We start from the raw sequence: 26,354 nt of genomic DNA, 5'->3' as shown, positions 1-26,354 counted from the left end.
AAGCTTTGTCTGATTTTTTTACTTTCATGTAAAATATACGCTATTCATTTTAAATTTTTACGTTGAATTAATTAAAATTATTCAAATACTGTTACAAATGATCATTCTTAGTTTTGTTATTCAGCATTCAAAAAACCTAAAAACCACGATTCAAAAATTATGAATGGCGGTTTTTAGGTTTTATATAGAAAGGAAAATTTTAATGCTGCCATCCTCAGCATAATATTCAAAATCTGTTTGATAGGTACGAACTTGGTTTATCTTTGCATCGCGCCAAATTTTTTGCCAAGCTTCATCGACGCCTGATGGCGAAGCAGTTTTAACAGGGATTTCTAGATAATTTCCATCATTTAGTAGAATGGTTTCTTCAAATTTTGCTGTTTCATTTCCTACTAAAAGGTCATAATCGCCAGTGAAATCACTCTCATAGTTAAAATAAACAGCATAGATAGCGCCTTTGAGTTCCATATTTGGAACGCGGCTCCATAAGTCGAGAATGGGATGGAGTTGTTGATTATTTGTTCTGATTTTCAACCCATGAATTGATTTGCTCATTGTGTTTGTCACTCCCTTTAATTGATAAGGTTAGTTTAGCATTTAAAAGCTGACAACTATCTGTCATCATTTAAAAAAAGGACATGTTACACATGGAACATTGAAAACTAAGCATTTTTTTCGTTAGATTCAATTTCTTTTGTTAAGAAATAGGAAATGACCGTTCGAATGACAACAATCGATGCCAACATAATCATATCATCTAATGTTGGGTTTAAAATGGATTCAATAATATCTGCAGCAATCAAAATTTCTAAACCAAATAAAATATAAGAGCCTAATTGATTTTTGATAACATTATTGCGGTAAACGGTATCGTTTCTTGAATAAGGGAAGATGATTGTTTTAGTAAAATCTATCATCGCTAATAATACACCCCAAACAATGACTAAAATGGATAAGGTATTTAAAACTAAAATCAGCATTTCTAATAATGCTTTGAATTCCACCGTGTTCACAATCCTTTCTAATGTGTTAGATAATTTTAGTGTACTATGATTGACTGGAAAAGTACAAAATAAAAACAGCCAAATGATCGTTAAAAGGTTCATTTGGCTGTTTTTTAATTATGATGCAAAGACAATTTCCCATTCTGCTCGTTTAGCTAAAAATTCTTTAGCTAATTCCTGAGCGCCTGTCAATGTATGACTTGCAGCCCAACCACATTGGATTTCATTGCTGGCAGGAACTTCTGTAGCAATCAAAACATCCTTCATAGTTGCTTCTAAAACATCTAAAATTTCATTGTAGTTATCATGATTAATGACCGTTAAATAGAAACCAGTTTGGCATCCCATCGGACTCCAGTCAACAATATAGTCCGCATGATTGCGAATCAACTCAGCAGTTAGATGTTCTAATGAATGTAAACTTGCCATTTCCATGTGTTCTTTATTGGGTTGCTTAAAACGCACATCGTATTTATAAATGATATCTCCATTGTCACCTGCTTTTTTTCCAGCAAGACGAACATATGGGGCTTTGACCTTTGTATGGTCTAAATTAAAACTCTCAACATTCATTTTTTCCATGATTGTTACCTCCAGTAGTCATTTTTGTGCTTCTACAAGCCAAACGAAATCGTTCATTTGTTCAAATGAAACGGTAAATCCTGCCTTTTGAAAAGCGTCTCTCATAGTTGAAATTAAGGGATAGTATTCACGCTTTAAATCAGATGCTAAATCATAAAATCCCGATATTTCGGCATTTTCAATGGCACTTTGATACGCTTGAGTACTTTCAAACATCGTATCGGCAAAGATAATTTTTCCATCAGCTGTTAATTGGTGATAATAATCTTTCAACGCACGTTGCTTTTCAGAATCTGTTAGGTGGTGAAAAACATAAGTGCTAACGATAGTGTCGATTGGAAAAGTAGGGCGAGGATACTGCTCTAAATCACCATCATAAATAATGAAATCAGCAGGTAATTTCTCTTTTGCTAATTGGCGCATTTCTAAAGAGGGTTCGATTGGAAAAACCCGTTTGCCACTTGCTAATAAAAAGCTTGTTAGATTTCCAGTTCCAATTCCAAATTCTAAAACAGAGTCCCCACTACGGCGAACTACTTGATTTAAAATTTCTTTATAGTTCTGAAAAACAGCTTGATAAGCTGGATCCTTTCCTTCAACAAAGGTATCGTAATCGGTTGCCCATTCTGAAAAAACAGTTAAAAATTCTCTTCCCATAATGAAATCCTCTTATCGTGAAGCAAGCGCCAGCGCTTGTTTCACGTCTTCCATTAAATCGTCGATATCTTCCAATCCAACAGAAAGTCGAATCAATTCGTCCTTGATGCCAGCTTTTTCTCGTAGCTCTTTTGGTATGGAAGAGTGGGTCATAATAGAAGGGACTTCTGCAAGACTTTCTACTGCACCTAAACTTTCAGCAAGTGTAAAAACTTGTAAGCTTTCAACGAAGGTTTTAGCAGAAGATCCTGGCGTTAATTCAAAGGAAATAATTCCGCTAAAGCCTGTTGATTGTTTTTTAGCAATCGCGTGTCCTCGGTGGGAAGCTAGTCCCGGATAGTAAACTTTTGCGACATGGGCATTCTCTTCTAAGAAGGTCGCAATTTTCAAGGCATTGACTTGGTGTTCGTCCATGCGAATACCAAGTGTTTTAATCCCTCTTTGTAATAACCAGCTATCTTGTGGTCCTAATACGCCGCCAATTGCATTTTGTAGAAAACCGATTTCCTCTGCTATATCAGGACGATTAGTTGCAACCAATCCAGCCACCACGTCACTGTGTCCACCAAGATACTTCGTTCCGCTATGCACCACAATATCAGCACCTAAGGTTAACGGACGTTGATTGTAAGGCGTTGCAAAGGTGTTATCAACAATGCTAATTAAATTATTTTTCTTAGCAAATGCAGTCACGCTTGTGATATCCGTGATTTTCAAAAGAGGATTACTTGGCGTTTCTAAATAAATGGCTTTTGTTGAAGGGGTTAAAGCTTTTTCTAGCGAAGCAAGGTCACTTGTATCCACGATGGTAAATTCAAGTCCTTGCTTCTTCATTACGCCATTCAGTAAGCGGAATGTTCCACCGTAAACGTCGTCGCCGACAATCAAATGATCGCCTTGTTCAAATAACGAAAAAACAGTATGGATGCCTGCTAAACCTGACCCAAAGGCAAATCCCTTAATTCCTTCCTCTAAATCAGCAATCAATTCTTCCAAGGCAAAACGAGTTGGGTTCCCAGAACGAGAATATTCGTACTCTGGTTCGCCGCCTAGCTCCTTTTGAGCATAGGTAGAAACTTGGTAAATCGGCACACTAAGTGCTCCTGTATAGTTGTCACGACTGATTCCGCCGTGGATTAACTTGGTTTTCATTTTCATAGAAAACCCTCCTAACGATATATTTTTTGACTCAAATAACGTTCACTACTATCTGGAAAGACGGTCACAATGTGACTTCCGGCAGGCAAAATTGCCGCCTCTTTCAGACAGGCGCAAAACGCGGCACCGCTTGAGCTTCCGACAAATAAACCTGCTTCTTTAGCTAATGCTTTAACATAATAGAAGGCTTCTTCGTCTGATATCGTATAAATCTCATCAAATAAGGTTTGATTGACAAAATCTGGGATAAACTCCATTCCAATTCCTTCTGTGTCATGTCCATGAGGCGCACCACCATTTAAGATAGAGCCCACTGGTTCAACGATACAAGTTCGAGTAGTGGAATCGATTTCCTTTAAGTAACGAGCAGTTCCTGAAAAAGTACCGCCACTTCCCGCACCAGCTACAAAGGAAGTGATGGGTGTTGTTGGGAAATCGTGCTTAATTTCAGGACCTAATGTTTCATAATAGGTTAGAGGGTTATTAGGATTTTCAAATTGTTTTGGTAAAAAGCTATTAGGCATTTCTTTTGCTAGCTCTTCTGCTTTTTTGATGGCTCCTGCCATACCGTCCTTAGTTGGCGTATGAACAATCGTTGCACCAAGAGCCTTCATCAAAGCTTGTTTTTCTTCGCTAAATTTTTCAGGCACCACAAATAAAACAGCGATGTTGTGTTTTTGAGCAGCTAAAGCTAACCCAATTCCTGTATTGCCAGCAGTCGGTTCAATAATCACAGAGTCTGTTGTTAAGCTGCCATCTGTTAAGGCACCTTCAATCAACTTTACTCCAAGACGATCTTTAACACTGCCCCCAGGATTGAACATTTCTAATTTAGCAAAGATTTTAGTCCCCTGAGGAACATCAAAGCCTTTGATTTCTAAAAGTGGTGTATTTCCAATAAGTTCATTTACTGAGTGAAAAAGCATTTGCGAAAAACTCCTTTTGATTTGTTAGTAAAACAATGAGAATCCTATGAAAAATTTATTAATATGAATTATAGTTCACTTTTAAAAAATAAGCAACACAAAGATTTTGTTATTTAAAATCGTTTTCATTCCATGTTTGTATAAAAATTCATTTTTATTAGAGTTATTTAATTATGTGAGATAGTGAGAGTGTGTTGTTTAGAGTTCATTTTTTATGAAATGTTTATTTTGAACTGAGTGGAAGTGAATTGAAAGATAAATAATAAGAAGTTTGGTAAATTGGTCTAGGTGAATGGAAGTTTTTGAGTGAGATAGCAGATAGCATTTTATATACTTAGGTCAAGAATGAAGCAAAAACATGTTTTTTTGAATTCGATAAGGGTATAATAAAAACAAGTTATTTCAATCCTTATAATAAGAAAAAAGTTATTGTAATTGAATTAGTTAACATAATATGAAAACTATATTTATCAAGTTTAATAACTGTTTTTTTCATATTAAAGAATAAAGGATAGTTCGATTAGAAAATCAATTAAATTGAAAAAAACAGTTGATTTTTTCAGCTGTGAAGCATAAAATTAAGCCATAATTTAGAAATCAGGCAACTTGTCTGATTGTTTTTCATGTGACTAAGTTGTATTAGGCATGATAAAAGACTTCGCTAATTGGGCTTTGAAAAAATCTCAAATAGGGATTCCTTTTGTCGTGCCTTTTTATAGTGTTCAAAATAAGAAGGGAGTTTTTAACATGGGTTTATTTTTTAACAAGAAGAAAAAAGAAGAAGTAGTTGAGGTTGCAGGTGTAAATGAAGCATTAGTTGCAATTGCAGATGGTAAAATTTTACCAATCAATGAAGTACCAGATCCTGTTTTTGCTGAAAAAATGATGGGTGAAGGTTTTGCGGTAGAACCAACTTCAGATGTTATCGTAGCACCAATTGGCGGAACATTAGTACAAGTTGCGGATACTTTACACGCATACGGCATTCAAGCAGAAAGTGGCGTAGAAGTGTTAATTCATGTTGGATTGGATACTGTTGCCTTACAAGGTAAAGGATTTGATGCGCAAGTGAAAGTGGGAGACGTTGTAAAAAAAGGCGGCCCATTAGTAAAAATCGATCGCGAATTTTTAATTGCAAATGCACCAAGCATTATCACGCCGGTAATCGTAACAAATGGCAATATTGAGTCTTATAACTATGACTTCAAGGGAAGTGGCGAAGCTGTAGCTGGTGAAACAGTTGCAATGGTGGTTTCTAAAGCCTAAAGGTTGTGTTCTCAGGGAGTAACTGAAGGAGCAGATGATCTAACGTGAAAATAAAAAAAGTATTTAATCAAAATGCCGTTCTTGTTGCCGATGGCGCCATTGAAAAAGTGGCAATCGGCAAGGGAATCGGGTTCAATAAAAAAAAGAATGACCTTGTTCATGAACGAGACATTGAGCAAATGTTTGTGATGGAAACTGAACAAGAAAACTTCCAACAATTGTTGTCTCAAATTGATGAAGTCTACTTTTTTGCGTCAGAACGCATTATTGAACACGCTGAAACGATTTTAAAAGAGAAATTAAATGAACACATTCATATTGCATTAGCAGATCATATCGCCTTTGCGATGGATCGGTTAAAAAATGGCATCATTGTTCAAAATAAATTGCGTAAAGAAATCGAAGTGCTTTATAGTGAAGAATTTTTAATCGCTGAATGGGCAATTGAGTATCTTTCAACGCAATTTGGAATTACCTTTACATTAGATGAAGCGGCTTATATTGCAATTCATATTCATAGTGCTAGAACGAGTGAGTATGGAAACAATAAAAGTATTCGTGAAATCACTATGGTTTCAGAGATGGCTCGTGTGGTAAGTGAAGAATTAGCAATTGATTTCACTAGTTCGGAGATGAGTTTGTCTTATTCTCGTTTAGTAACTCATTTAAGATTTGTTTTAGAACGATTTTATACAAAAAAATATCATGCGATGGATCAAGATGTATTAGCCATTATTAAAAAGAAGTACGACCTTAGTTATCAAGTAGCATTAAAGGTTTCTACGATGCTACATGTGGATTTTGGGATTAGTCTGCCTGAAGATGAGTTAGGCTACATCACGATTCATATTGAGCGACTAAGTAATTTATCATGAGTAAAAGAAGTTTGAATTTGGAGGAATTTTAAAATGAAAAAAGAGTCATTAGCAAAAAGATATGGAATTGCCTTATCTTATATTGCGGTATCAGTAGTTTCGTTATTAATTTTTTGGGCCCTTTCACTAACAGGTGTAGGTGCTTTTGTAGGGATTTTTAATGCGTATAAATTGATCTTTCCGTTAGTTGTTTCTATTTCTGTAGCAACTGGGATTGGATTTGATCACAGTGGTGCTTCTGCTTTAGCTGGAGCTGTCGGTTACTTAGTGTTTGGGTCTTCATTTTCAGTCTTAGTTGATCCTAAAACAGCATTTCTAGTAACATCTCCGATTAAATTATTTGGTTCAGTAGGATCAGATCAACTCTTCTTTATCCTTTGTGGATTGTTCATGGGAATTGTTGCAGGCGTATTGTATAACAAATTTTACAACATCAAAATGCCAGAATGGTTGGCCTTCTTTGGTGGACGTCGTTTCGTTCCAATCGTAACCAGCGTTGTCGCTTTGTTTATCGGTTCATTTATTGCCAACGTTGTTATTCCACATTTATAAGAGTTAAATAGGAGGATTTTAATCATGTTAAATCAAATGCAAAAAATTGGGAAAGCGTTAATGCTTCCAATCGCAGTATTACCTGCTGCTGGGTTGTTAAATCGACTTGGTGCAGCAGATGTGTTAAATGTACCGTTTATGAATGCCGGTGGAAATTCAATTTTCACTTATCTTTCGTTGATGTTCGCAATGGGAATTGCCATTGGATTGTCAAAAGACAATAGCGGGATTGCGGCTCTTGGAGGCGCATTGATTTATTTCGTATTGAACTTTGGTGTTATTGGCATTAATGAAAACATCAATATGGGTGTCTTCGCCGGTTTTATCGCAGGTCTGATGTCGCCACTGATTTACAACCGTGTTTACGATAAATATGAAGGTTCGCCTTACTTCAACGGTCGTCATATCGCGTTATTATTGAATGTGATTGCAGCGCTTTTATTAGTCGCTATTTTTGGCCTGATTTGGCCAACGGTTCAAAACGGATTAGACCACATCAACAGCTTTATCGTTGGTGCAGGTGCTTTAGGAGCAGGTGTCTTTGAATTTGCTAACCGTATGTTAATTCCAACAGGCTTACATCATGTATTAAATTCATACTTGTGGTTTGCCTATGGTTCATTCCCAGACGCTGCAACAGGTGTCATGGCGAATGGCGATATCAACCGTTTCTTTGCGGGAGACCCAACAGCCGGAGCTTTCCAAGTAGGATTCTTCCCAATTATGATGTTCGGCTTACCAGCTGCTGCAATGGCAATGGTGGCTGCAGCTAAACCAAACAAACGTAAAGCAACTTTTGGAATGATGTTATCGGTTGCTGTTACAGCCTTTTTAACAGGTATTACAGAACCGCTTGAATTTTCATTTATGTTTGTTGCCTTTCCGTTGTATGTAGTTCACGCAGTTTTAGCTGGAATCGCTGGATTTGTAACGAATTTATTAGGCATTAAAATGGGCTTCACGTTCAGTGCAGGGGCGATTGATTATGCGTTAAACTTTGGTCTAGGTACAAAAGCTTGGATGTTGATTCCAATCGGCTTCGTTTTTGCAGTTGTGTACTTTGTGATTTTTTACTTCTCTATTCTTAAATTTGATATTAAAACACCCGGTCGTGAAGACGATGAGGATGAAGCAGATTTAGCAGCAGAAGTTCCAAATGCAGGCGTTCAAACAGCAGTGGCGGGGTTAGGTACTTCTGAAAATGATGTGGCTCCAACAGGAGATAAATACGACATTATGGCAGCTAAGTATATTACGGCACTTGGCGGACCTGATAATTTCACAAGTATCGACAATTGTACGACTCGTTTGCGTTTACAAATGAAAGATACAAGTATTGTGAACGAGCAAGCGTTGAAAAAAGCAGGAGCACGTGGTGTTGTGAAAATCAACGAAACAGCTGTTCAGGTTATTGTTGGAACCGATGTTGAGTTTATTGCAGATAAATTAAAAAATGAATTAGATAAATAAAACTAAAAAACCCGTGATTTTCAACTTGAAAATCACGGGTTTTTATTTTAATTGCGGATATTTTTAGATAAGAATAGAGTTATTGATTTGCTAATTTTATGAAAATTTTGCACTTCCTACACTGGTTAGGTATAATGGAGGATAGGATGAGCTTACTGGGCAAAAAAATGCATAGTTATCTTTAAGCTGAACGCAAAATTTGCCATCCGTATTAAACGTTTTATTGAATCCAAGGAGGGTTACAATATGAAAAAAATATTAGTAGTAGATGATGAGAAGCCGATTTCAGATATTGTGAAATTTAATTTAACTAAAGAAGGATATGAAGTTTTTACAGCTTATGATGGAGAAGAAGCGTTAGCGATGGTACCAGATGTGGAACCAGATTTAATTCTGTTAGATTTAATGTTGCCAAAAGTAGACGGTTTGGAAGTTTGTCGTGAAGTTCGTAAAAATTATGATATGCCGATTATTATGGTAACAGCTAAAGATTCAGAAATCGATAAGGTTTTAGGACTTGAATTAGGAGCAGATGACTATGTTACGAAGCCTTTTTCAAACCGTGAATTAGTGGCACGTGTTAAAGCAAACTTAAGAAGACACGGTTCAATTGGAACAGCGGTGGTGGAAGAAGAAGACAACAATGAGATTGAAGTTGGTGCTTTAACGGTTCATCCAGATGCTTATATTGTTTCAAAACGTGGCGAAAAAATTGAATTGACGCATCGCGAATTTGAATTGCTGCACTATTTAGCAAAACATCTAGGACAAGTCATGACAAGAGAACATTTGTTGCAAACGGTTTGGGGATATGACTATTTTGGTGACGTTCGAACAGTCGATGTAACCGTGAGACGTTTAAGAGAAAAAATTGAAGACAATCCTAGCCACCCAGCTTGGTTAGTAACAAGACGTGGTGTTGGGTACTATTTGAGAAACCCTGAACAGGAGTAATCGTTCATGAATAAACGAATTAAAATTTTTCAATCCATCCATTTTAAAATTGTTATTGTATTTGTATTTCTGCTAATCGTAGCGCTAGAAATCATTGGCGCTTATTTTGTCGGACAATTGGAAACACAAATGGTTGATAATTTTCAAGAACAAATGAGGTTAAGAGTGGGATTTTTGGATAACAATCTGCAACCCTTATTAAAAAAGCCCGATTCCAAAAATTTTGAATCGGATGTTAGGAGATTATTAACGGATTTCTCGGCTAAAAATGTAATTAAAGCAGAAGTGATAGATGGGAAATATTATATTGTTGGTACAAGTGATTACCAAGAAAATATGGTAGGTCGCAAATCTACTGACTTTGATGTTAAGCAGGCATTGTTAGTTGGAAGTGAAATAACAAGGCAGTATTCAGACGAAAGCACAAATGAACGTGTTTGGAAATTGGTTGTACCGATTATTTCAGACGATAATAAAGTGTTAGGAGTCATTAATTTAGAGTCGAATATTGAATCAGTATACGATCAAATTAACGATATTACGATTATTTTCTTTAGAGCATCAATGATTGCAGCGGTGGTTACAGTCATTTTAGCGCTGTTTATTTCCCGGGCAATAACGAAACCTATTTCCGAAATGAAAAAACAAGCGATTCAAATGGCTGAAGGGGATTATTCTGGTCAAGTGAAGATTTACGGACAAGATGAACTTGGTCAGTTGTCACTGGCTGTTAATAACCTTTCTACAAAAGTAGAAGAAGCACAAGAATCGACAGAAGCGGAGAGACGCAGGTTAGATGGTGTACTAGCACATATGTCAGATGGTGTTGTGGCTACAGATCGTCGTGGGAAAGTCGTTATTATCAACGAAACAGCGTTGGATTTACTGAATTTAACACAAGATTACGCTTTAGGACGCTCTATTTTAGAAATTCTAAAAATCGAGCATCATTTTACGTTCCGTCAGTTGTTAGAAACACAAGAAGAGTTGATATTGGATTTCTCAACAGAAGAGAATGAAGTGACTTTACGTGGTGAATTTTCATTGATTCAAAGAGAGACTGGATTTATTAGCGGTTTGGTTTGTGTGTTACATGATATTACGGAACAAGAAAAAGTAGAGCGCGAACGTCGTGATTTTGTATCAAATGTTTCTCATGAATTGAGAACGCCATTAACCAGTATGAGAAGTTATTTAGAAGCTTTGAATGATGGGGCTTGGAAAGATCCTGAAATCGCACCTAAATTCTTAGCAGTCACTCAAGAGGAAACAGATCGCATGATCCGCATGATTAGTGATTTGCTAAATCTTTCGCGAATGGATGCAGGAAAAGATGTTCTTTCATTGGAATATGTCAATATCAATGAATTGTTTAGCCATGTGCTAAATCGGTTTGATATGATGATTCAATCCAATGACAAACCTGAAAAACCTTTTGTCATTAAACGTGAATTTACCAAACGTGATTTATGGGTTGAAGTTGATGCGGATAAAATGATTCAAGTAATGGATAATATTATGAATAACGCTATCAAGTATTCTCCAGCAGGAGGAACCATTACGTGCCGCTTAGTAGAAACACATAATAGTGTTGTTTTAAGCATAGCCGACGAAGGCTTAGGAGTTCCTAAAAAGGATATTCCGCATGTCTTTGACCGTTTCTTTAGAGTAGATAAAGCCCGTGCTAGATCAATGGGTGGAACAGGGCTAGGTTTAGCAATTTCAAAAGAAGTTGTGCAAAAACATGGCGGGAAAATTTGGTTAGAAAGTGCTGAAAATGTAGGATCAACCTTTTTCATTGCCTTACCTTATGTTCCATATGAGGAGGATGAATGGGAATGAAAAGCATACATTTTATTCGAGGATTTTTGATTTTTCTAGTTGCTCTAAGCTTAGTATTAACCTGGGCGATTTGGACAATGCCAGGAAAAGATGAAAAAAAAGCAAATAGCAACACAAATAAACTATCAGAAATTACTGTTTCTAGAAAAGACAATGAAGTATTTGTTCCGACAATGGTTGTTCTCCATAAAAACAACACGAAGGAATTGACGGTAGATACTGAAATAATGAGAAATTTTAACAAAGAATTTGCGACCTGGTCATTTGCTTCAATCGATTCTTCAGAAGTATATTCAGGAGAGGAGTACACTGAAAAACTCTCAGAAAATAATAATGTTGAACTTGTTTTTCCTAATGAATTGCCATTCGGGTTATTCAGTAAGTTTTTTGGGAAACTAGCAAATGTCTATAAAAATGAAACCTTCCAAAGAATTACGATTTCATTAGATAATCCAACAATCATTCATTTTTACAATGACCGCGAACAGAAAATTTATTCTGGCGAGTTAGAAAATGCAGATAAGAAAAAAATGAGTGAGCTCTTAAATGGGAGTGATAAAAACTACACAGCAGTTGCCCTTCAAAAATTGGGAAGCAAGTATGTTTATCTGCCAACTGAAGAAGTGAAATTGCCGCAATACGCTTATATGGTAGAAACACAACCGAATAGTTTCTTTATTTATCGTTTGTTCGATGATACCTCTGAAGTAAAAGAGTCAACAGCAGAGGCTGGTTATGAGCAGTTCAATGATAATATTAGTCGAATGAAAGTAAGGCAGTCCACCAATATTTTATCGTATTATCGTAATCGAACAACCACGAATAAATTTGATTTAGTCGATATGCTGAAAAGCAGCTTCTATGAGCTACAAAAATACGAAAACTGGCCTGGGGCAGTTCATTACTTTAATTACAATAATCAAAAACAACAAGCCATTTACCGACGTTATATTGAAGGCTATCCAATCTTTAGCAATACCACTCAAAATAGTACAAATGAAGATGACATGGGAGCGACCTATATAACCGTTGCCGAAAATGGATTATCTCAATTGCAAGTCCCTTTAATTGTTGCCCAAACCCCTTTATCTGATAAAGAAGATGAGAAACAATTAGTAAAAGGTACGGATATCTTAGCGTCTTTGAATCAAGTTGGAATTGAAAATGAACAAATCGAAGGGCTTGAAATTGGGTATTGTTGGACCAACAGTAAAGAATCCAGTCGTGTTGTCGATCTTGAACCGAGTTGGTATGCATGTATCAATGGAGTCTGGTTAAACGCAGAAAGTTTAATTAGCCAAAAAGGGGGGACTACAGATGGACTTTAAACGAATAGAAATTATTTTCACCATTACATTTCTATGCTTAAATATCTTTTTGCTGTCTTCCTATTTGGATAAAAATAAAACCATTTCTTACCAAAATGATAGTAGTTTAAAAATCAATACTTTAGAAGAAATGAAGAAGGAATCCATCGAAGTTCCAGCGAAGCTATCAGATGAAAAGATAGCTGTTCCTTTTGTCAAAGCTGAAAATGAAGATCTTTTAGAACAAAATTTATCAAAATTAAATAAACAAACTGTGAAACGGATGGAAAGCAGCAATTTGCTATACAGTATTTTAACGAGCTCTTTTGAATTGATGCCAGCAGGACGTGAGTTTAAGCGGTCTGATTTAGCAAAAGTTGATGAATTTATTAAAAATGATCAAATTTTATTTGGTAGTGAGTATCAATATTTTAAATTCACACCAGACAAAAAAGAGCTAGTATACACACAAGTTGCTAACAATATTCCGATTACGGATGGAACGGGTCAGATCACCTTCCATTTAGACAATGACAACCGAATTATTTCTTATGAACAAACTTACGCTGGTCCAGTTAAAGTAACCGGAAAAAGTCGTGAGCTGATTTCAGAAAAACGAGCGGTCGAGTTGCTTTACCAAAATAGTGAAGTTCAAGCAAACAGCGAAATTCGCAAACCAATTTTAAGTTATCATCGTACATTGGGGTTGGAAGATTTGAGCATTTATGGACCTATTTGGTATGTTGAAGTGAAAACATCCAATGAAGTGAAAATAAAACTCGTAAATGCAATTGATGGTTCAATCATCAAAGATATGTCTAATCGAACAGATGCAACCGATTCAGCAGATGAAGCGACGGATAGTGCTATGGAATAGAAAGACAAGTTTCCTAATTGGGAAGCTTGTCTTTTTAGTTAAATATCATCTTTCCTTATTTGCATTCCTCCATTTTTGATGTAAACTATAGAAGATAGATTGAGGAGGCACTAGTTTCATGATGATGGAGAATAATCAAGGATTAAAAGTCAGTATTCTAGCGAGTGGCAGCTCAGGAAATGTGACGTATATAGAGTCCGCCAATCAACGATTATTGGTAGACAGTGGGTTAAGTGGGAAAAAAGTAACCGAATTAATGAAACAAATTGATCGCGATATTGCAGATGTTGATGGGATATTGGTTACACATGAACATCGTGACCATATTCACGGAGTAGGCGTCTTGGCTCGCAAATACAAGCTTGACGTATATGCAAATGAAAAAACCTGGGCAGCGATGTCCCCTATTATTGGCGAAGTCAAAACAGAACAAAAACATATTTTTGAAATGGGAAAAGTAATGACAATCGGTGACATTGACGTGGAAAGCTTCGGCGTTTCTCATGATGCAGTGGAACCACAATTTTATTGCTTCCATAAAAATAATAAACGTTTTGCAATGTTAACAGATACAGGTTATGTAAGTGACCGTATGCGCGGTGTGATTCAAAATGCAGATGCGTATCTTTTTGAAAGCAATCATGATTTAGAGATGCTTAGAATGGGTCAATACCCGTGGTCTTTAAAACAGCGTATTTTAGGCGATAAAGGTCATTTGTCAAATGAAGATGGCGCAATTGCCATGGCAGATGTATTAGGTGACGCAACCAAGCGAATTTATTTAGGACATTTAAGCAAGGATAACAATATTAAAGAATTGGCACATATGACGGCAACGGATATTTTAAAAGAAAAAGGGACAGGCGTTAATGAAACCTTTAGTGTTTATGATACAGACCCAGAAGTAGCCTCTCCGTTATTTAATGTATAAAATAAAGTCTCTGCATAAGTAACCTTATGTCAGAGATTTTTTTAATACCAAAAAATAATGTGAAACCTTATCGATTTTGAAGAAATTGTGATAGAATTAATAGAAGAATAGCTTATTTTTTCCTATAATATTCATATAAAATTCAAAAATTAAAGGTAAACTAAGAGTATAAAATACAACTAAAGAGGTGGATGAAAAGTGAGATACGATGCAAATGGAAATCTTATTCCAGAAGAAAATAATCAAACAGAAGTAGAAAAAAATGAATTCGTAAGTTCAGAAAATGAAGCTAAAATATCGCAAGAATCTGCTGCAAATGTTTCACGGGAAACACAAAAAGAGACACCAAAAAGAGCAACATCAAACTCTTCGACAACAGGAAACGGCGGAAATGGTGGCGGTCGTCCGCCAAAAGAACCAACAACGAATTCACCACGTAAGTCTGGTGGTTCTTGGAAGAGTGGCTTAATCGGTGGACTAATTGGTGGTTTGATTATCGCTTTAGTCGGTGGTGGATTAGCCTTTTCATATTTACCAAAAGATAATAGCTCAGTACCAGACACTACAACCAATAAAGGCAACGTTGTGACGAGTAATGTCAAAGCGAACGTAACGACAGATACAACAAAAGCTGTTGAGCAAGTAGAAGATGCTGTAGTTTCAGTAGCGAATATGCAAAAACAAAACCAACAAGGAATGCTTGGTGGGGATTACAGCCAATCTAAAAGCAACGATAGTTCAAATTTAGAAACAACAAGTGAAGGTAGTGGCGTTATCTATAAAAAAGATGGCGATACGGCTTATGTTGTAACAAATAACCATGTAATCAACGGTTCAGATGCTGTTGAAGTTATTTTAAAAGATGGCACCAAGGTTCAAGCTAAAGTTATTGGATCGGATGTTTGGACTGATTTAGCAGTTCTATCCATTCCTTCTGAAAAGGTGAAAACGGTAGCGACATTTGGTGATTCAGACAGCATTAAAGTTGGTGAACCAGCAATCGCAATCGGCTCTCCTCTTGGAACAAACTTTGCGACTTCTGTCACACAAGGAATTATTTCTGCGAAAAACAGAACCGTTGCAATGGACATTAACGAAGATGGCGTAGAAGATTGGGATATGACCGCTATCCAAACAGATGCTGCAATCAACCCAGGAAACTCTGGTGGGGCTCTAATCAACATCGCAGGACAAGTCATCGGAATCAATTCAATGAAAATTTCACAAGACACAGTTGAAGGAATGGGCTTTGCGATTCCAAGTAACGACGTTGTGAAAATTATTAGCGAATTAGAGAAAAATGGCGAAATCGTTCGTCCAGTATTAGGCGTTTCGCTTCGTGATCTATCACAAATTTCTGCACAACAACAAGAGCGTGTGCTTAAATTACCTGAAAAAGTAACAGAAGGTGTCGTTATTACGGATGTACAAACGAACTCAGCAGCAGAAAAAGCTGGTTTAAAACAATACGACACAATTGTTGAAATCAATGGCACACCAGTGACTGACAATGTGTCTCTAAGAAAAGTAATTTATAACTTAAAAGTTGGGGACAAAGTTGATGTGAAATATTACCGAGATGGTAAAGAAGCAACGGCTAATGTTACGATGGAAGCTTCAAAAAGCCTTTAAAATACAAAAGACCTAAATCTTGATTGATTTAGGTCTTTTTCTATTTAAAGATGTCTATTCAGCCAATTTAGTAAATCTTGATAGACAAGCAAGTAAGAGTCTTCCATTAAAATCTCATGACGCAATTCAGGGTACGTGCAAAGGGTAATGTCTGTAAATTGCGCGTCTTCCAACTCATGAAAGACCTTTCGAACGCCTTTTCCCATACCACCAACTGGATCCTGATCCCCAGAAATTACTAAAATAGGAAGCTCAGTTGGAATAGTAGTTGCCCATCCTTTTTTGGTGCCATCGTTGAGTAACGTGAAGAGCGTTAAAAAGCCATTGTTTGTAAAAATAAAACCCGTTTGAGGATGCTCTTCATACCAAGCGACATTCTGTTGGTTTTTTGACAACCAATTAAAATCAGAACCGGTTTCTTCAAAATAAGAGCTAAAACTGCCAAAAGCTAATTTATCCACAAGTGGATTGCGTGTTTTAGGACTTATTTTATTTAATAAAGTTAAAGGACTTAAAATAAAGTTTAATTCAGGCTTTGGACCACTAGTCCCCATTAAAATTGCGCCATCTATTGTATCTCCATATTGCTGAAGAAAGTTACGAACAATAAAGGAGCCCATGCTATGCCCCATTAAAAAATAAGGCAAATGAGGGTAGTCCATTTTAATTAAATCATGGAGCTTCTTAATATCCTCAACCACATGCTGCTTGCCGTTTCCTTTTGAAAAATACCCACGATCTTCAACTGCAGCAACAGAGTTGCCATGTCCTAAATGATCATTTCCGACTACAAGAAATTGATTTTCTGATAGATAACGAGCAAAATCATCATACCGATCAATAAATTCAGCCATACCGTGACTAATTTGCAAAATAGCTTTTGGTGCACCAAGGGGTCGCCAGATACTTGCTGAAATAAGTGTTTCCTGATTATGAGATAAGTACGTGATTCGTTCTTTTATGATGATAAAAACCTCCTTTAAAACAATAAATGAATTACTATGATTGTATCATAAATCTAATTGTTCACAAACGACTATTCTGAGAAAAACAGTCATTTAAAGAAAATTGTGGATAAGAAAATCAAAAAAGTAATGAACATTGGGGATAAGTACTGTAAAATGAAAGATAGTAGGATTGTGGAGTGTATAACTTATCCACAAAAAAAAGGAGGTCCTGTGGATGAAATCGATTTATGCTTGCCAAGAACACATTGAAGAAGCGCTGGATGACGCTGTTTATACAGGTTTTGAGATGCCTGTATTAGAGCAGTTTACACCTGTGGATAACGATCAAACAAAATGTACGTATTGCAAAAGTCAACCCATATATATGGTGGCGAATTTCTGTTCGCCTACCAAATCATGATATGAAATTGTGGACATGTGGATAACTTCTGTGGATAACCTGTGATTAAAGGAGAAAAGCTGTGAATATCAAAATAATTAGTGTGGGAAAATTAAAAGAAAAATATTTAAAAATGGGAATTGAGGAATACGTGAAGCGTCTGGGAGCGTATTGTAAAATCGAATTGATTGAAGTACCTGATGAAAAAGCACCAGAAAAATTGAGTGCAGCTGAAATGATTCAAGTAAAAGAAAAAGAAGGCGAGCGTATTTTAAGTAAAATTCCAGAAAATGCCTATGTATTTGCTTTAGCAATTGAAGGAAAACAACGTACTTCTGAAGAATTTTCAAAAGAAATCGATCAACTAGGGATTAGTGGAAAAAGTCAGTTGGTATTTGTGATTGGCGGATCATTGGGTCTGAGTGACGCGGTTCTGAAACGCAGCAATACACAAATTTCCTTTGGGAAAATGACATTGCCTCATCAGTTGATGCGGTTGGTATTGGTGGAGCAGGTTTATCGAGGGTATCGGATTATGAAGGGGGAACCCTACCATAAGTAGTGAGGTTTTTTCTTGGAGAGTGTTGTTGTATGGGGAATTATCTAACAAATTTAGGGTAGTAATAAGAAGCCCTATTAATTAATGTAGCTACTACCTGAGACCGTTCAATTGAACGGTCTTTTAATATTCTTTTATTTTTTTGGAGGAGTTGTAATGAAAATAAAAAAGTTAGTTTGTGGTTTGGCTTTAGGTAAGAATGTGTGTCATCCTTACTACTCTTTTAGTATACTTACAAAATGTGAAGAAAGTATGTTAAAAAGAGTAAAGAAGTTTGATGAATATAAGAAGTAAAGAATGCTCTCAATGCCTAGAAGGTTTTTGAGAGTATTTTTGTATTCAAGAATTAAAAGTCGTTAATAGTCATTTTTTAATATAAGAAAATGTATCATGTATCAAATAAAATAGACAAGATACTGTATAAAATGTTATTCTTTTTATAGGAGGACGTTCGTTTTTTTAAGAATCAATAAAGTAAAAAAAGAAGTGTTTGTGTATCTTTTTGAAAAATAATAAAAGAGGATGATTTTTTTTATGGGTCATATTGCATCTGATAGTGGCGCTGCTACAAACGCTATATCTGGTATCCAATCAGTTGAAGTAAACAAAGGTCAACAAGTTTCTTTAGGAGAAAGTAATGTATCTAGTATGAAGACGGGTACAGAAGTAACGAATCAATTATTACCAGATTTAACTAATTTAATTGAGTGTGTGAAAGAACAAGGCAATAAGTTTCCAAAAATTGCTGAATTGATTGCTATTGAAGACAGTAAAATTAAATTCTAAGGAGGATAAATTGAATAATACGACAAATAATCAAGAACGATTAAAATATAACCGTTTGATTACGGAAAAAGAAAATACGCTAGATGATTTAAATAGAGACAAAAGAAAAATTGAAGAATGTATTTCTGAATTAAAAGAAAATCTACATAGGGGATTTCAAGAGTTAAACATGTTAAATAAAGAAAATATTCGGCATGGAGGTAATGAAAATAGATTTATGCAGAGGCACAATGAGGAGCAAGAACATTTTTTTCAAAAACAATTCAGAGATGCGGAACATCAAATTATAGATAACTACAATGCAGAATCAAAGTCAATAAAGGATGAAACGGAAGTTCTGTATAAGAAAAGGAGTGAAGTTCCGTGGGATTAAAATATTCAAGTGCTGATTCATCTAATTTGATACAAGCATTGACTAGTAATTTAAGAAGTGGAGCAGAAGCTGTTAACCAATTAAAATCTGGAAGTCAAAAAGTAGTGGCGGCTATAGATGGTAAAACATTATCAGGGGCTGCTTACACAGCAGGTAAAGGGTTATTCAGTGAGCTAATCATCCCAACGATTACAAGAGTAACTACAGCTATTGATTCAATCGAACAAGATCTTCAGAAATATCAGTCTGCAGATCAAGTTATTTCAAGTGAAGGTTATTTAGATGAAGATAATCTGAATCAGCAAATCGCGATAAAAAAATCTATGAAACTATCAGTAGATGCCGCCGCTGTTATTGCGAAAACTTTGTCAAGAAATAATCCTGTTGCTAAAGTGCTAGATTCATTGTTTGAATTTCAGAGAAATTTAGGAAGAATGTCAAATGATTTACAAGAAGGTATACGCGATTTGGAAAAGAAATTACAAAAGTTGCAACAATTTTCTGCTGAAACAAGTGGGCTGTTTGGCGATAGTTTAAGTGATATGAAAATAGCTATGCAAGGTGTTATGGTATTAAACGCAACGATTGTTAACAGTGATGGAAGCTATACGTTACCCGATGGGGTTGAGAAAAACTGGTTTACATCACTTCAAGATGCTGGTAAAGTCGGTGAAATGGAAGACAAAGCAAAGAATACAGCAATCAAAGAATTAAATGACCTGTTTTCAAAAAATCCAGCAGCAGCGATTGAAAAAATTAAAAATAATGACCGACTATTTGGATATGTCATTGCGGCTTTAGATAAATTTCCGAAAGGACTTCAAGATGCAGCATTGGGTATTTTTATCGCACAAGAAAGATGGAACCAATTGCCTAAAAATATTGCTAAAAGTATCTTAAACAATCCAAAATTTGGTTTATATGTAGGCAAAATGTCCTTGGATAACCAAGCTAAAGTATATGGGAATTTATTGCATTTAAGCGATAAAGGATGGGATGTATTAGCTCCACTTGGCTATGTGACAAGTATACTGTCACATAGCCAAGTGGAGCTAAAGTCATTGCAGGTTCAAAAGTTGGTTTAACATTATTTAAGAAGTTTAAACCTATCTCTAAATTTATAAAAGAACATCCAGGAACAAGAGAAGGCTTGGCATATGGTGGAGATGCCTTAACAATTACTGCGTATGCCTATGAAGAGTATACAAATCCTAAAAGTCCAGCGTATGGAAATGAAAGTATGGCCTTATATGGGGGAATTAATAAGTTTTTAGTAAATAGTGGGCCATTAGAAGGAGCACAATATGGAGGACCAGTAGGTGCTTTAGCTGGTACATTGAATTATTTTGGTCAAGGTGGAGGTTTATCCGACGTTCCGGGTGTAAATAAAATTCCTTATATAAAGGATGCTCTAAATTGGATAGATGAGAAGCATACATTTATCAGTGAGAAAGATAAAGAAAAATGGATAAAAGAGCAGTACGAAATCTATGGAAAAAGGCATGAAGGATTACAATCAGGTGATTATTCAGGATTTGAAATACCAAACAGTGAATATAAGCCAGGTATTCCGTCTCATTCGGGAAGTCCTAACTCGAATCCTAGTATTAATAACGAAAATATATTTCCGAACGGAGTGAATTAAATTATATGAATAAAAAGTTAAGTCACAAAGTAGATGAATGTTTAAGTTCTATATCTTTGAAAGAAGCAAATAAGTATATTAATTTTGAAGATATTGATTTAGTTATGAATGAAAAAAAAGATCAAAAATTTTCTATTGGAATAAAAAAATTATTAATTTTAATTCTGGCACTATTTTTCCCCATTTTTATGGAACTAGTATTTATTCAAGAAATTACAGAGACAAATGATTCTTTTTTTCCTAAATTAGTTGTTATCTTATTAGAATTACTAATTATTTGTTTAATCACGTACCAATTTTTAAAACAATATAATAATTTTTTGCGTAACTGGGGGTATAAAAAATATTGTTATATAAGCGCTAAGTTAGCATATATATCCTATTTTATTGTAGGATTTGGAATGAATATGGGGGATTACAGAATTACGTTCGTTGTAGTTACTTTCTGTATAGTAGTGCTCTTATTTCTTTATTATAAAGTAGAACAAAATATGATTTTAGAAGAAATAAATGAAGCGTTTAATAGGAATTATAAAACATCAAAAGTAATGAATATAATGTTAAAAGTATCAGGTGTTGTTGCTGTCTTAATTTTGATAGGTATGCAAGTTTATCGATTAAATAAGTGGTGGTTAAACGGTATTGTAGATGGAAATCCAACAATTCAAAATAGCTTAGTGGATAACCTTATAGGGATATTTATAGGAATTCCACTACTTTTACTCATTTCATTGATACCAACATATTTTCTATTTAATGTAAAGCATCATGTTCAAGGGAAAGTTATCTCACAATACTCTGAACAGTTTAGAGAACAGTATAACTATACAAAAAAAGAGTGGTATGGAGATTAATATCACGTTTGAGTATTATGAGATAGATAAACTAGTAGGAGAGGCAAGGAACTACACCCATAGGTTGAGATAAATATAAAAATCCCCCGTTGAATTCATGTAAAATGAAGAAAACGGAGGTTTATTTTATGGTCAAACAAATTTCATATCCATTAGAAGTTAAAAAAGCAACTATATTTTAAATGGTTTGAAAAACAAGAGGGACGAGTTGATGTTAAAGATTTTAATAACGGATTACCGAGGTGGTAAAATTTGGAAAATATAAGTTTTGAACAAGCAGTAAAAAAAATATCCTGTGAGGATATTCGTAATATGGTAAATAGTCGCAAAAATTCAAGTTCTTTTTTTTACAAAATAATAACTAGCTTTATACTTTCAGTATTAGTCACTCTTCCGTCGCTAAATTATTTTTTAATTTTTCCATGTTTTTCTTTTTTATGCTTAAGTATGATATTAATAAAATATTTAAGTCTAAATCGCTTATTTAAAATAGTAAATTATAACAAATTTATGTTCACAATATGGCAGACAGGAATGATTTTTTTTCTAACTGTGTTTTTATATATAAAAGTAGATAAATACCATATCGTGCCTTTTATATATGTTATTTTTGGATACTTATGTTCTTATTATTTAGCACGCTCTAAAATAGTTAATTTTATAAAAACTGAATATCCAGAATCAAGTGAAAAATACCATAAAAAAACAGGTTTACTAAGTCCAAAAACTTCTAAAATATTAAAAACATTCTTGTCAGTAATTATACTCGGTATTCTTTTTTATAGGTTCAACAAATGGTGGCTAATGAATGTTAATTTAAATACTGAAAATGTAAGTGTTTTTGAATATATTATTTGGGGTGGAATTTTGATTACATTATTAATTGGTTTTACTTTATTACCGACACTAATATTTTCTCCAAGTAGTTATGTAAAAGGGAAATTGTTCGAAAAATATTCTGAAGAGTTTAGAAAACAATACAACTATACAAAAGAAGAGTGGTATGGGAAATAAATGTAAAGTTTAGGAAGAATATAAAAATCCTAAAAGTCCTGCTTATGGAAATAAAAGTATGGCCTTATACGTTGGTATTAATAAGTTTTTAGTAAATAGCGGGCTATTGGAAGGACCACAATATGGAGGACCAGTAAGTGCTTTAGCCGGTACAATGAATTACTTTGGTCAAGGTGGTGGTTTATCCGATGTTTCTAGTATAAATAAATTTCCTTATATAAAGGACGCTCTAAATTGGATAGATGAGAAGCATACATTTATCAGTGAGAAAGATAAAGAAAAGAAGAAGTTGAAGACAAGTCCCCATTAGCTACATCGAGCATTGATGGCTGGGCTCCATGTGTAAAAGAGTCAAAGAGAATGGCTATTTAGCACAAGATGCGGTGGAAGGAGTCAACTATTATTTTTCTAACAAGGATGATACGTATACTCAGTTGATTGGAGAGTTACCTGGTGGTAGTGAGAAGCTTCCTATTGTGACGATTAACAAAAAAACTGGGGATTATCATGGATAATGAATAGAAGAATATAGCCATTTTCTTTTAGTGCAGTTGAACAGATGTAATCTAGTAAAAGAACCATTAAGAAGGTTTTAAAAGATAAGTATGAACGAATTTAAGTATAAGGAAAATTAAAATGTTGCAAAAACACTAATACTAATATATACAAAATAAAAAAGTATCATTAAAGGAATTATCTCTTAAATTTGAGATGATTTCTTTTTTTTTTTGGATACTTTTATAGTACATATAAATAGGATATACTTTTTAATGATTTTAGACTTTACTGAGCCAGTCAGCCTTTAAAAACCTTGATTTAACTTGTATAAGCAGGAGTAATCATCTAAAATAGAAATAGAGTATAAAATGGCAAAAAATAGTTCATTTCGAATTATAAAAAAGGCCACTTAAGGAAATGAGGAAGTTAAACATGAGTGTAGAATTGAATCAACGATTATTCAGTGCAGCTGATAATCTTCGTAGTAAAATGGATGCTTCAGAATATAAAAATTATTTGCTAGGATTGATTTTTTATAAGTATCTTTCAGATAAATTAGTATAAAAAGTAGTCGAACTTGCAGATGAACCTTTAGAGGAATACGACACAATAGATAAGCAGACGGAACTGTATAAAGAGTTACTTTCTGATGATGCCACAAAAGCTGATTTGATTGATACATTAATTGACACGTTAGGATACGATATTGAACCGGACTATTTATTTAATGTGTTAGCAAATCAAGCAAAGCAGAATGTTTTCCAACTAAATGACTTGAATAAGGCCTTCATTGATTTATCATCAAAATATAGTCAATTTAATAATTTATTTGATGATGTTGATTTACAGTCGAAAAAACTTGGATCAGATGAGCAACAACGGAATGTAACGATTACAGAAGTTTTGAAAAAGTTAAATGACATAGATGTTCTTGGACATGAAGGCGACGTAATCGGTGATGCATATGAATTCCTAATTAGTCAGTTTGAATCAGAAGCTGGGAAAAAGGCAGGAGAGTTCTACACGCCGCATATGGTGTCAGATATGATGGCACAAATTGTTACACTAGGACAAGAAGACAAAAATCTTTTCAGTGTATTTGATCCGACGATGGGTTCAGGCTCCCTGATGTTAAATGTTCGTAACTATTTAACGTATCCAGATAATGTAAAATATCATGGACAAGAATTAAATACGACGACCTACAATTTAGCTAAAATGAATTTGATTTTGCATGGTGTTGATGCAGAAGATATGCAAGTACGGAATGGAGATACTCTGAATAAAGATTGGCCTACAGATGAACCATATACATTTGATTCAGTTGTAATGAATCCACCCTATTCAGCTAAATGGTCTGCGGATGATACATTTTTAGATGATTCTCGTTTTAATCGTTATGGAAAATTAGCACCAAAATCAAAAGCTGACTTTGCTTTCTTACTTCATGGCTTTTATCACTTGAAAGATACAGGAACAATGGCAATTGTTCTTCCACATGGTGTTTTATTCCGTGGTGCAGCAGAAGGTACTATTAGACAGAAATTATTAGAAGATGGCAGTATCTATGCGATTATTGGTATGCCAGCTAATCTCTTCTTTGGGACCTCTATCCCAACAACGGTTATCATTTTGAAAAAAAGTCGTACAACGCGTGACGTTTTATTTATTGATGCTAGTAGTGATTTTGTCAAAGAAAAAAATCAAAATAAATTAACTGAAGAAAACATCACAAAAATTCTTTCTACTTATAAAGAAAGAAAATCAGTTGAAAAATACGCACATGTAGCAAGTTTTGATGAAATCAAAGAAAATGATTACAATTTGAATATTCCACGTTATGTAGATACTTTTGAAGAGGAAGCACCGATTGATATGGCGACGATTGGAACTGAAATGAAAGAGATTCGACAAGAGAAACGTGCTTTAGAAAAGAAGTTATTTGAAACGATTTCTTCTCTACAATTTAGTTCCGAAGATGCAGAATGGATAAAAGGTGCATTGGAGGTATTTGATCATGAAGAGTAATCAAGTACCAGAAATACGTTTTCCAGAGTTTACTGGCGATTGGAAACAACGTAAATTGGGAGATATTCTACAGGAATTTAGCGTTAAATCTAAAATAGAAAATGAATATAAAGTTTTATCTAGCACTAATAGTGGTATGGAAATACGAAAAGGTCGTGTTTCTGGTACATCAAATCAAGGGTATAAAATTATTGAAGACGGTTGTTTAGTTCTCTCACCACAAAATCTATGGTTAGGAAATATAAATATTAATAATATCGGTGTCGGGTTAGTATCACCTAGCTATAAAACTTTTAAGTTTACAAAAGCTAACTCAAAATTTATTGGTCCGCAGTTAAGAACACAAAGAATGTTGGAAGCGTATAAAAATGCCTCATCTCAAGGTGCAAGTCTTGTACGAAGAAATCTTGAATTGGATTCGTTCTATCAAATTGCTATTCACCTCCCCAATGATAATGAACAAGATAAGATTGCCAATTTTTTTAATAACATGGACAGCACTATCGTACTTTATAAGGGTAAGTTAGATTTGTTGAAAGAACTTAAAAAAGGGTTCTTGCAAAAGATGTTTCCAAAAGAGGGAGAAAAAGTTCCAGAAGTACGTTTTCCAGGATTTAATGACGCTTGGGAACAGCGTAAGTTTTCGGATGAAATAAAATTGATTGGTGGAGCAACCCCATTTAAAGGTAATGAAACATATTGGAATGGAGATATTATTTGGCTGTCTTCTCAAGAAATTAAGGCCAAATATGTTAATAAGGGCACGTTTAAAATTACAGAAAAAGCAGTGAGCGATAATACTACTAAAATGGTATCAGCAGGAACACCTTTAATAGTAAGTCGAAGCGGCATATTAGCTAAGAGATTCCCAATAAGTATACCAACTGTTGATGTAGCAATAAATCAAGATATTAAAGCATTAATCTTCGACAACGATAAGTTAGACACAAATTTTCTGGTTGGAGAAATACAGTCCAAAGAAAATTTCATTTTAAAATCTATAGTTAAAACAGGAACTACGGTACAATCAATTAATATTCCAGATTTACAAAAGATGAATTTATCAGTCCCTAAAAATATTAATGAACAAAGAAAAATCGGAGACTTCTTCAAACAACTTGACGATACTATCGCTCTTCATCAACGAGAGTTAGAAATTCTAAAAAATACTAAGAAAGCATTCTTACAAAAGATGTTTGTATAGGAGGTACAGCTAA

The 26,354-nt window shown here is 34.7% G+C and carries 29 protein-coding genes and 1 pseudogene; 23 read left to right on the top strand and 7 right to left on the bottom strand.

Annotated elements, in window-relative coordinates; all coding sequences use genetic code 11:
- Nucleotides 1–180: 180 nt before the first annotated feature.
- The 6 genes from BR52_RS10840 to BR52_RS10815 form a co-directional block, all read right to left on the bottom strand.
- Entirely contained in the window at nt 181–555 is a 375-nt protein-coding gene (locus BR52_RS10840) for a GyrI-like domain-containing protein (RefSeq protein ID WP_034572603.1), read from the bottom strand.
- A 107-nt stretch (nt 556–662) separates the two neighbouring features.
- A complete protein-coding gene (locus BR52_RS10835; RefSeq protein WP_227001276.1) occupies nt 663–980 on the bottom strand; it encodes a DUF1622 domain-containing protein in 318 nt (105 codons plus the stop codon).
- A 141-nt stretch (nt 981–1,121) separates the two neighbouring features.
- The gene (locus BR52_RS10830) at nt 1,122–1,586 is read right to left on the bottom strand and encodes an S-ribosylhomocysteine lyase (protein WP_034572597.1); all 465 of its coding nucleotides are present in this window, start codon (nt 1,584–1,586) and stop codon (nt 1,122–1,124) included.
- 18 nt (nt 1,587–1,604) lie between these two features.
- On the bottom strand, nt 1,605–2,243 hold the full coding sequence (locus BR52_RS10825) for a class I SAM-dependent methyltransferase (protein ID WP_034572595.1): 639 nt from the start codon (nt 2,241–2,243) through the stop codon (nt 1,605–1,607).
- Nucleotides 2,244–2,255: 12 nt separating this feature from the next.
- Nucleotides 2,256–3,401 carry a cystathionine gamma-synthase gene (locus BR52_RS10820; protein WP_034572592.1) on the bottom strand — a complete coding sequence of 382 codons (1,146 nt, stop codon included), beginning with the start codon at nt 3,399–3,401 and terminating at the stop codon, nt 2,256–2,258.
- A gap of 11 nt (nt 3,402–3,412) precedes the next feature.
- The gene (locus tag BR52_RS10815) at nt 3,413–4,327 is read right to left on the bottom strand and encodes a PLP-dependent cysteine synthase family protein (protein WP_034572590.1); all 915 of its coding nucleotides are present in this window, start codon (nt 4,325–4,327) and stop codon (nt 3,413–3,415) included.
- Between the two features lie 747 nt (nt 4,328–5,074).
- On the opposite strand from BR52_RS10815, the gene BR52_RS10810 reads away from it, so the two are divergent.
- From BR52_RS10810 to BR52_RS10765, 10 genes are all read left to right on the top strand, one after another.
- On the top strand, nt 5,075–5,593 hold the full coding sequence (locus tag BR52_RS10810) for a PTS sugar transporter subunit IIA (protein ID WP_034572587.1): 519 nt from the start codon (nt 5,075–5,077) through the stop codon (nt 5,591–5,593).
- 44 nt (nt 5,594–5,637) lie between these two features.
- Nucleotides 5,638–6,468 carry a BglG family transcription antiterminator gene (locus BR52_RS10805; protein WP_034572585.1) on the top strand — a complete coding sequence of 277 codons (831 nt, stop codon included), beginning with the start codon at nt 5,638–5,640 and terminating at the stop codon, nt 6,466–6,468.
- A gap of 33 nt (nt 6,469–6,501) precedes the next feature.
- Entirely contained in the window at nt 6,502–7,020 is a 519-nt protein-coding gene (locus BR52_RS10800; RefSeq protein WP_034572581.1) for a PTS transporter subunit EIIC, read from the top strand.
- A gap of 24 nt (nt 7,021–7,044) precedes the next feature.
- On the top strand, nt 7,045–8,490 hold the full coding sequence (locus BR52_RS10795) for a PTS transporter subunit EIIC (protein WP_034572578.1): 1,446 nt from the start codon (nt 7,045–7,047) through the stop codon (nt 8,488–8,490).
- A gap of 246 nt (nt 8,491–8,736) precedes the next feature.
- Entirely contained in the window at nt 8,737–9,444 is a 708-nt protein-coding gene (yycF, locus tag BR52_RS10790) for a response regulator YycF (protein ID WP_034572575.1), read from the top strand.
- Between the two features lie 6 nt (nt 9,445–9,450).
- The gene (walK, locus tag BR52_RS10785; protein ID WP_034572572.1) at nt 9,451–11,286 is read left to right on the top strand and encodes a cell wall metabolism sensor histidine kinase WalK; all 1,836 of its coding nucleotides are present in this window, start codon (nt 9,451–9,453) and stop codon (nt 11,284–11,286) included.
- Entirely contained in the window at nt 11,283–12,614 is a 1,332-nt protein-coding gene (locus tag BR52_RS10780) for a YycH family regulatory protein (protein ID WP_034572568.1), read from the top strand. The genes walK and BR52_RS10780 overlap by 4 nt, the downstream gene beginning before the upstream one ends.
- Nucleotides 12,604–13,470, top strand: a complete 867-nt coding sequence (locus BR52_RS10775; RefSeq protein ID WP_034572564.1) for a two-component system regulatory protein YycI — start codon at nt 12,604–12,606, stop codon at nt 13,468–13,470. Before BR52_RS10780 ends, BR52_RS10775 begins: the two co-directional genes overlap by 11 nt.
- Before the next feature lie 121 nt (nt 13,471–13,591).
- The gene (locus BR52_RS10770) at nt 13,592–14,401 is read left to right on the top strand and encodes an MBL fold metallo-hydrolase (RefSeq protein WP_376711490.1); all 810 of its coding nucleotides are present in this window, start codon (nt 13,592–13,594) and stop codon (nt 14,399–14,401) included.
- 468 nt (nt 14,402–14,869) lie between these two features.
- Entirely contained in the window at nt 14,870–16,033 is a 1,164-nt protein-coding gene (locus BR52_RS10765; RefSeq protein ID WP_051915751.1) for a S1C family serine protease, read from the top strand.
- Nucleotides 16,034–16,077: 44 nt separating this feature from the next.
- Here BR52_RS10765 and BR52_RS10760 read toward each other — a convergent pair whose 3' ends face one another.
- Complete coding sequence (locus BR52_RS10760; protein WP_279625195.1) at nt 16,078–16,938, bottom strand: alpha/beta fold hydrolase; 861 nt, start codon at nt 16,936–16,938, stop codon at nt 16,078–16,080.
- Between the two features lie 277 nt (nt 16,939–17,215).
- Between BR52_RS10760 and BR52_RS10755 the strand changes: the two genes are divergently transcribed.
- The 13 genes and pseudogenes from BR52_RS10755 (at nt 17,216) to BR52_RS10705 (ending at nt 26,341) form a co-directional block, all read left to right on the top strand.
- Entirely contained in the window at nt 17,216–17,401 is a 186-nt protein-coding gene (locus BR52_RS10755; RefSeq protein ID WP_034572556.1) for a CxxH/CxxC protein, read from the top strand.
- Nucleotides 17,402–17,462: 61 nt separating this feature from the next.
- Nucleotides 17,463–17,942 (top strand): 23S rRNA (pseudouridine(1915)-N(3))-methyltransferase RlmH, encoded by a 480-nt coding sequence (gene rlmH / locus BR52_RS10750; protein WP_034572552.1) that lies wholly within the window; start codon nt 17,463–17,465, stop codon nt 17,940–17,942.
- A gap of 153 nt (nt 17,943–18,095) precedes the next feature.
- On the top strand, nt 18,096–18,233 hold the full coding sequence (locus tag BR52_RS12890; protein WP_156099058.1) for a hypothetical protein: 138 nt from the start codon (nt 18,096–18,098) through the stop codon (nt 18,231–18,233).
- A 240-nt stretch (nt 18,234–18,473) separates the two neighbouring features.
- Entirely contained in the window at nt 18,474–18,725 is a 252-nt protein-coding gene (locus BR52_RS10745) for a hypothetical protein (RefSeq protein WP_034572549.1), read from the top strand.
- 10 nt (nt 18,726–18,735) lie between these two features.
- Nucleotides 18,736–19,098: a hypothetical protein gene (locus BR52_RS10740; protein WP_034572547.1), complete on the top strand. Its 363-nt coding sequence runs from the start codon at nt 18,736–18,738 to the stop codon at nt 19,096–19,098.
- A complete protein-coding gene (locus tag BR52_RS12640; RefSeq protein ID WP_201785269.1) occupies nt 19,089–20,183 on the top strand; it encodes a T7SS effector LXG polymorphic toxin in 1,095 nt (364 codons plus the stop codon). Before BR52_RS10740 ends, BR52_RS12640 begins: the two co-directional genes overlap by 10 nt.
- 65 nt (nt 20,184–20,248) lie before the next feature.
- On the top strand, nt 20,249–20,743 hold the full coding sequence (locus tag BR52_RS13025) for a hypothetical protein (RefSeq protein WP_236707181.1): 495 nt from the start codon (nt 20,249–20,251) through the stop codon (nt 20,741–20,743).
- Between the two features lie 5 nt (nt 20,744–20,748).
- Complete coding sequence (locus tag BR52_RS10725) at nt 20,749–21,597, top strand: hypothetical protein (protein WP_034572541.1); 849 nt, start codon at nt 20,749–20,751, stop codon at nt 21,595–21,597.
- Nucleotides 21,598–21,849: 252 nt separating this feature from the next.
- Nucleotides 21,850–22,611, top strand: coding sequence for a hypothetical protein (locus tag BR52_RS10720; RefSeq protein ID WP_034572540.1), 762 nt, complete (start codon nt 21,850–21,852; stop codon nt 22,609–22,611).
- Nucleotides 22,612–22,669: 58 nt separating this feature from the next.
- A complete protein-coding gene (locus BR52_RS10715; RefSeq protein WP_051915712.1) occupies nt 22,670–22,921 on the top strand; it encodes a hypothetical protein in 252 nt (83 codons plus the stop codon).
- Nucleotides 22,922–22,949: 28 nt separating this feature from the next.
- Nucleotides 22,950–23,126 (top strand): hypothetical protein, encoded by a 177-nt coding sequence (locus tag BR52_RS12885; RefSeq protein WP_156099057.1) that lies wholly within the window; start codon nt 22,950–22,952, stop codon nt 23,124–23,126.
- Between the two features lie 415 nt (nt 23,127–23,541).
- A pseudogene (locus BR52_RS10710) lies at nt 23,542–25,137 on the top strand (type I restriction-modification system subunit M).
- On the top strand, nt 25,127–26,341 hold the full coding sequence (locus BR52_RS10705; RefSeq protein ID WP_034572536.1) for a restriction endonuclease subunit S: 1,215 nt from the start codon (nt 25,127–25,129) through the stop codon (nt 26,339–26,341). Before BR52_RS10710 ends, BR52_RS10705 begins: the two are co-directional and overlap by 11 nt.
- Nucleotides 26,342–26,354 lie beyond the last annotated feature (13 nt).

The sequence above is a fragment of the Carnobacterium divergens DSM 20623 genome (assembly GCF_000744255.1).
Classification (GTDB): domain Bacteria; phylum Bacillota; class Bacilli; order Lactobacillales; family Carnobacteriaceae; genus Carnobacterium; species Carnobacterium divergens.
Note: the sequence above shows the minus strand (reverse complement) of the source record. Positions and strands in the feature narration are given on the sequence as shown.

Bases quoted from the DNA above. Each gene is read 5' to 3' on its own strand.
- BR52_RS10840 (WP_034572603.1), bottom strand. From the start codon at position 555: ATGAGCAAATCAATTCATGGGTTGAAAATCAGAACAAATAATCAACAA.
- BR52_RS10835 (WP_227001276.1), bottom strand. From the start codon at position 980: ATGCTGATTTTAGTTTTAAATACCTTATCCATTTTAGTCATTGTTTGG.
- BR52_RS10830 (WP_034572597.1), bottom strand. From the start codon at position 1,586: ATGGAAAAAATGAATGTTGAGAGTTTTAATTTAGACCATACAAAGGTC.
- BR52_RS10825 (WP_034572595.1), bottom strand. From the start codon at position 2,243: ATGGGAAGAGAATTTTTAACTGTTTTTTCAGAATGGGCAACCGATTAC.
- BR52_RS10820 (WP_034572592.1), bottom strand. From the start codon at position 3,401: ATGAAAATGAAAACCAAGTTAATCCACGGCGGAATCAGTCGTGACAAC.
- BR52_RS10815 (WP_034572590.1), bottom strand. From the start codon at position 4,327: ATGCTTTTTCACTCAGTAAATGAACTTATTGGAAATACACCACTTTTA.
- BR52_RS10810 (WP_034572587.1), top strand. From the start codon at position 5,075: ATGGGTTTATTTTTTAACAAGAAGAAAAAAGAAGAAGTAGTTGAGGTT.
- BR52_RS10800 (WP_034572581.1), top strand. From the start codon at position 6,502: ATGAAAAAAGAGTCATTAGCAAAAAGATATGGAATTGCCTTATCTTAT.
- BR52_RS10795 (WP_034572578.1), top strand. From the start codon at position 7,045: ATGTTAAATCAAATGCAAAAAATTGGGAAAGCGTTAATGCTTCCAATC.
- yycF (WP_034572575.1), top strand. From the start codon at position 8,737: ATGAAAAAAATATTAGTAGTAGATGATGAGAAGCCGATTTCAGATATT.
- walK (WP_034572572.1), top strand. From the start codon at position 9,451: ATGAATAAACGAATTAAAATTTTTCAATCCATCCATTTTAAAATTGTT.
- BR52_RS10780 (WP_034572568.1), top strand. From the start codon at position 11,283: ATGAAAAGCATACATTTTATTCGAGGATTTTTGATTTTTCTAGTTGCT.
- BR52_RS10775 (WP_034572564.1), top strand. From the start codon at position 12,604: ATGGACTTTAAACGAATAGAAATTATTTTCACCATTACATTTCTATGC.
- BR52_RS10770 (WP_376711490.1), top strand. From the start codon at position 13,592: ATGATGGAGAATAATCAAGGATTAAAAGTCAGTATTCTAGCGAGTGGC.
- BR52_RS10755 (WP_034572556.1), top strand. From the start codon at position 17,216: ATGAAATCGATTTATGCTTGCCAAGAACACATTGAAGAAGCGCTGGAT.
- BR52_RS12890 (WP_156099058.1), top strand. From the start codon at position 18,096: ATGAAAATAAAAAAGTTAGTTTGTGGTTTGGCTTTAGGTAAGAATGTG.
- BR52_RS10745 (WP_034572549.1), top strand. From the start codon at position 18,474: ATGGGTCATATTGCATCTGATAGTGGCGCTGCTACAAACGCTATATCT.
- BR52_RS10725 (WP_034572541.1), top strand. From the start codon at position 20,749: ATGAATAAAAAGTTAAGTCACAAAGTAGATGAATGTTTAAGTTCTATA.
- BR52_RS10715 (WP_051915712.1), top strand. From the start codon at position 22,670: ATGGCCTTATACGTTGGTATTAATAAGTTTTTAGTAAATAGCGGGCTA.
- BR52_RS12885 (WP_156099057.1), top strand. From the start codon at position 22,950: ATGTGTAAAAGAGTCAAAGAGAATGGCTATTTAGCACAAGATGCGGTG.
- BR52_RS10705 (WP_034572536.1), top strand. From the start codon at position 25,127: ATGAAGAGTAATCAAGTACCAGAAATACGTTTTCCAGAGTTTACTGGC.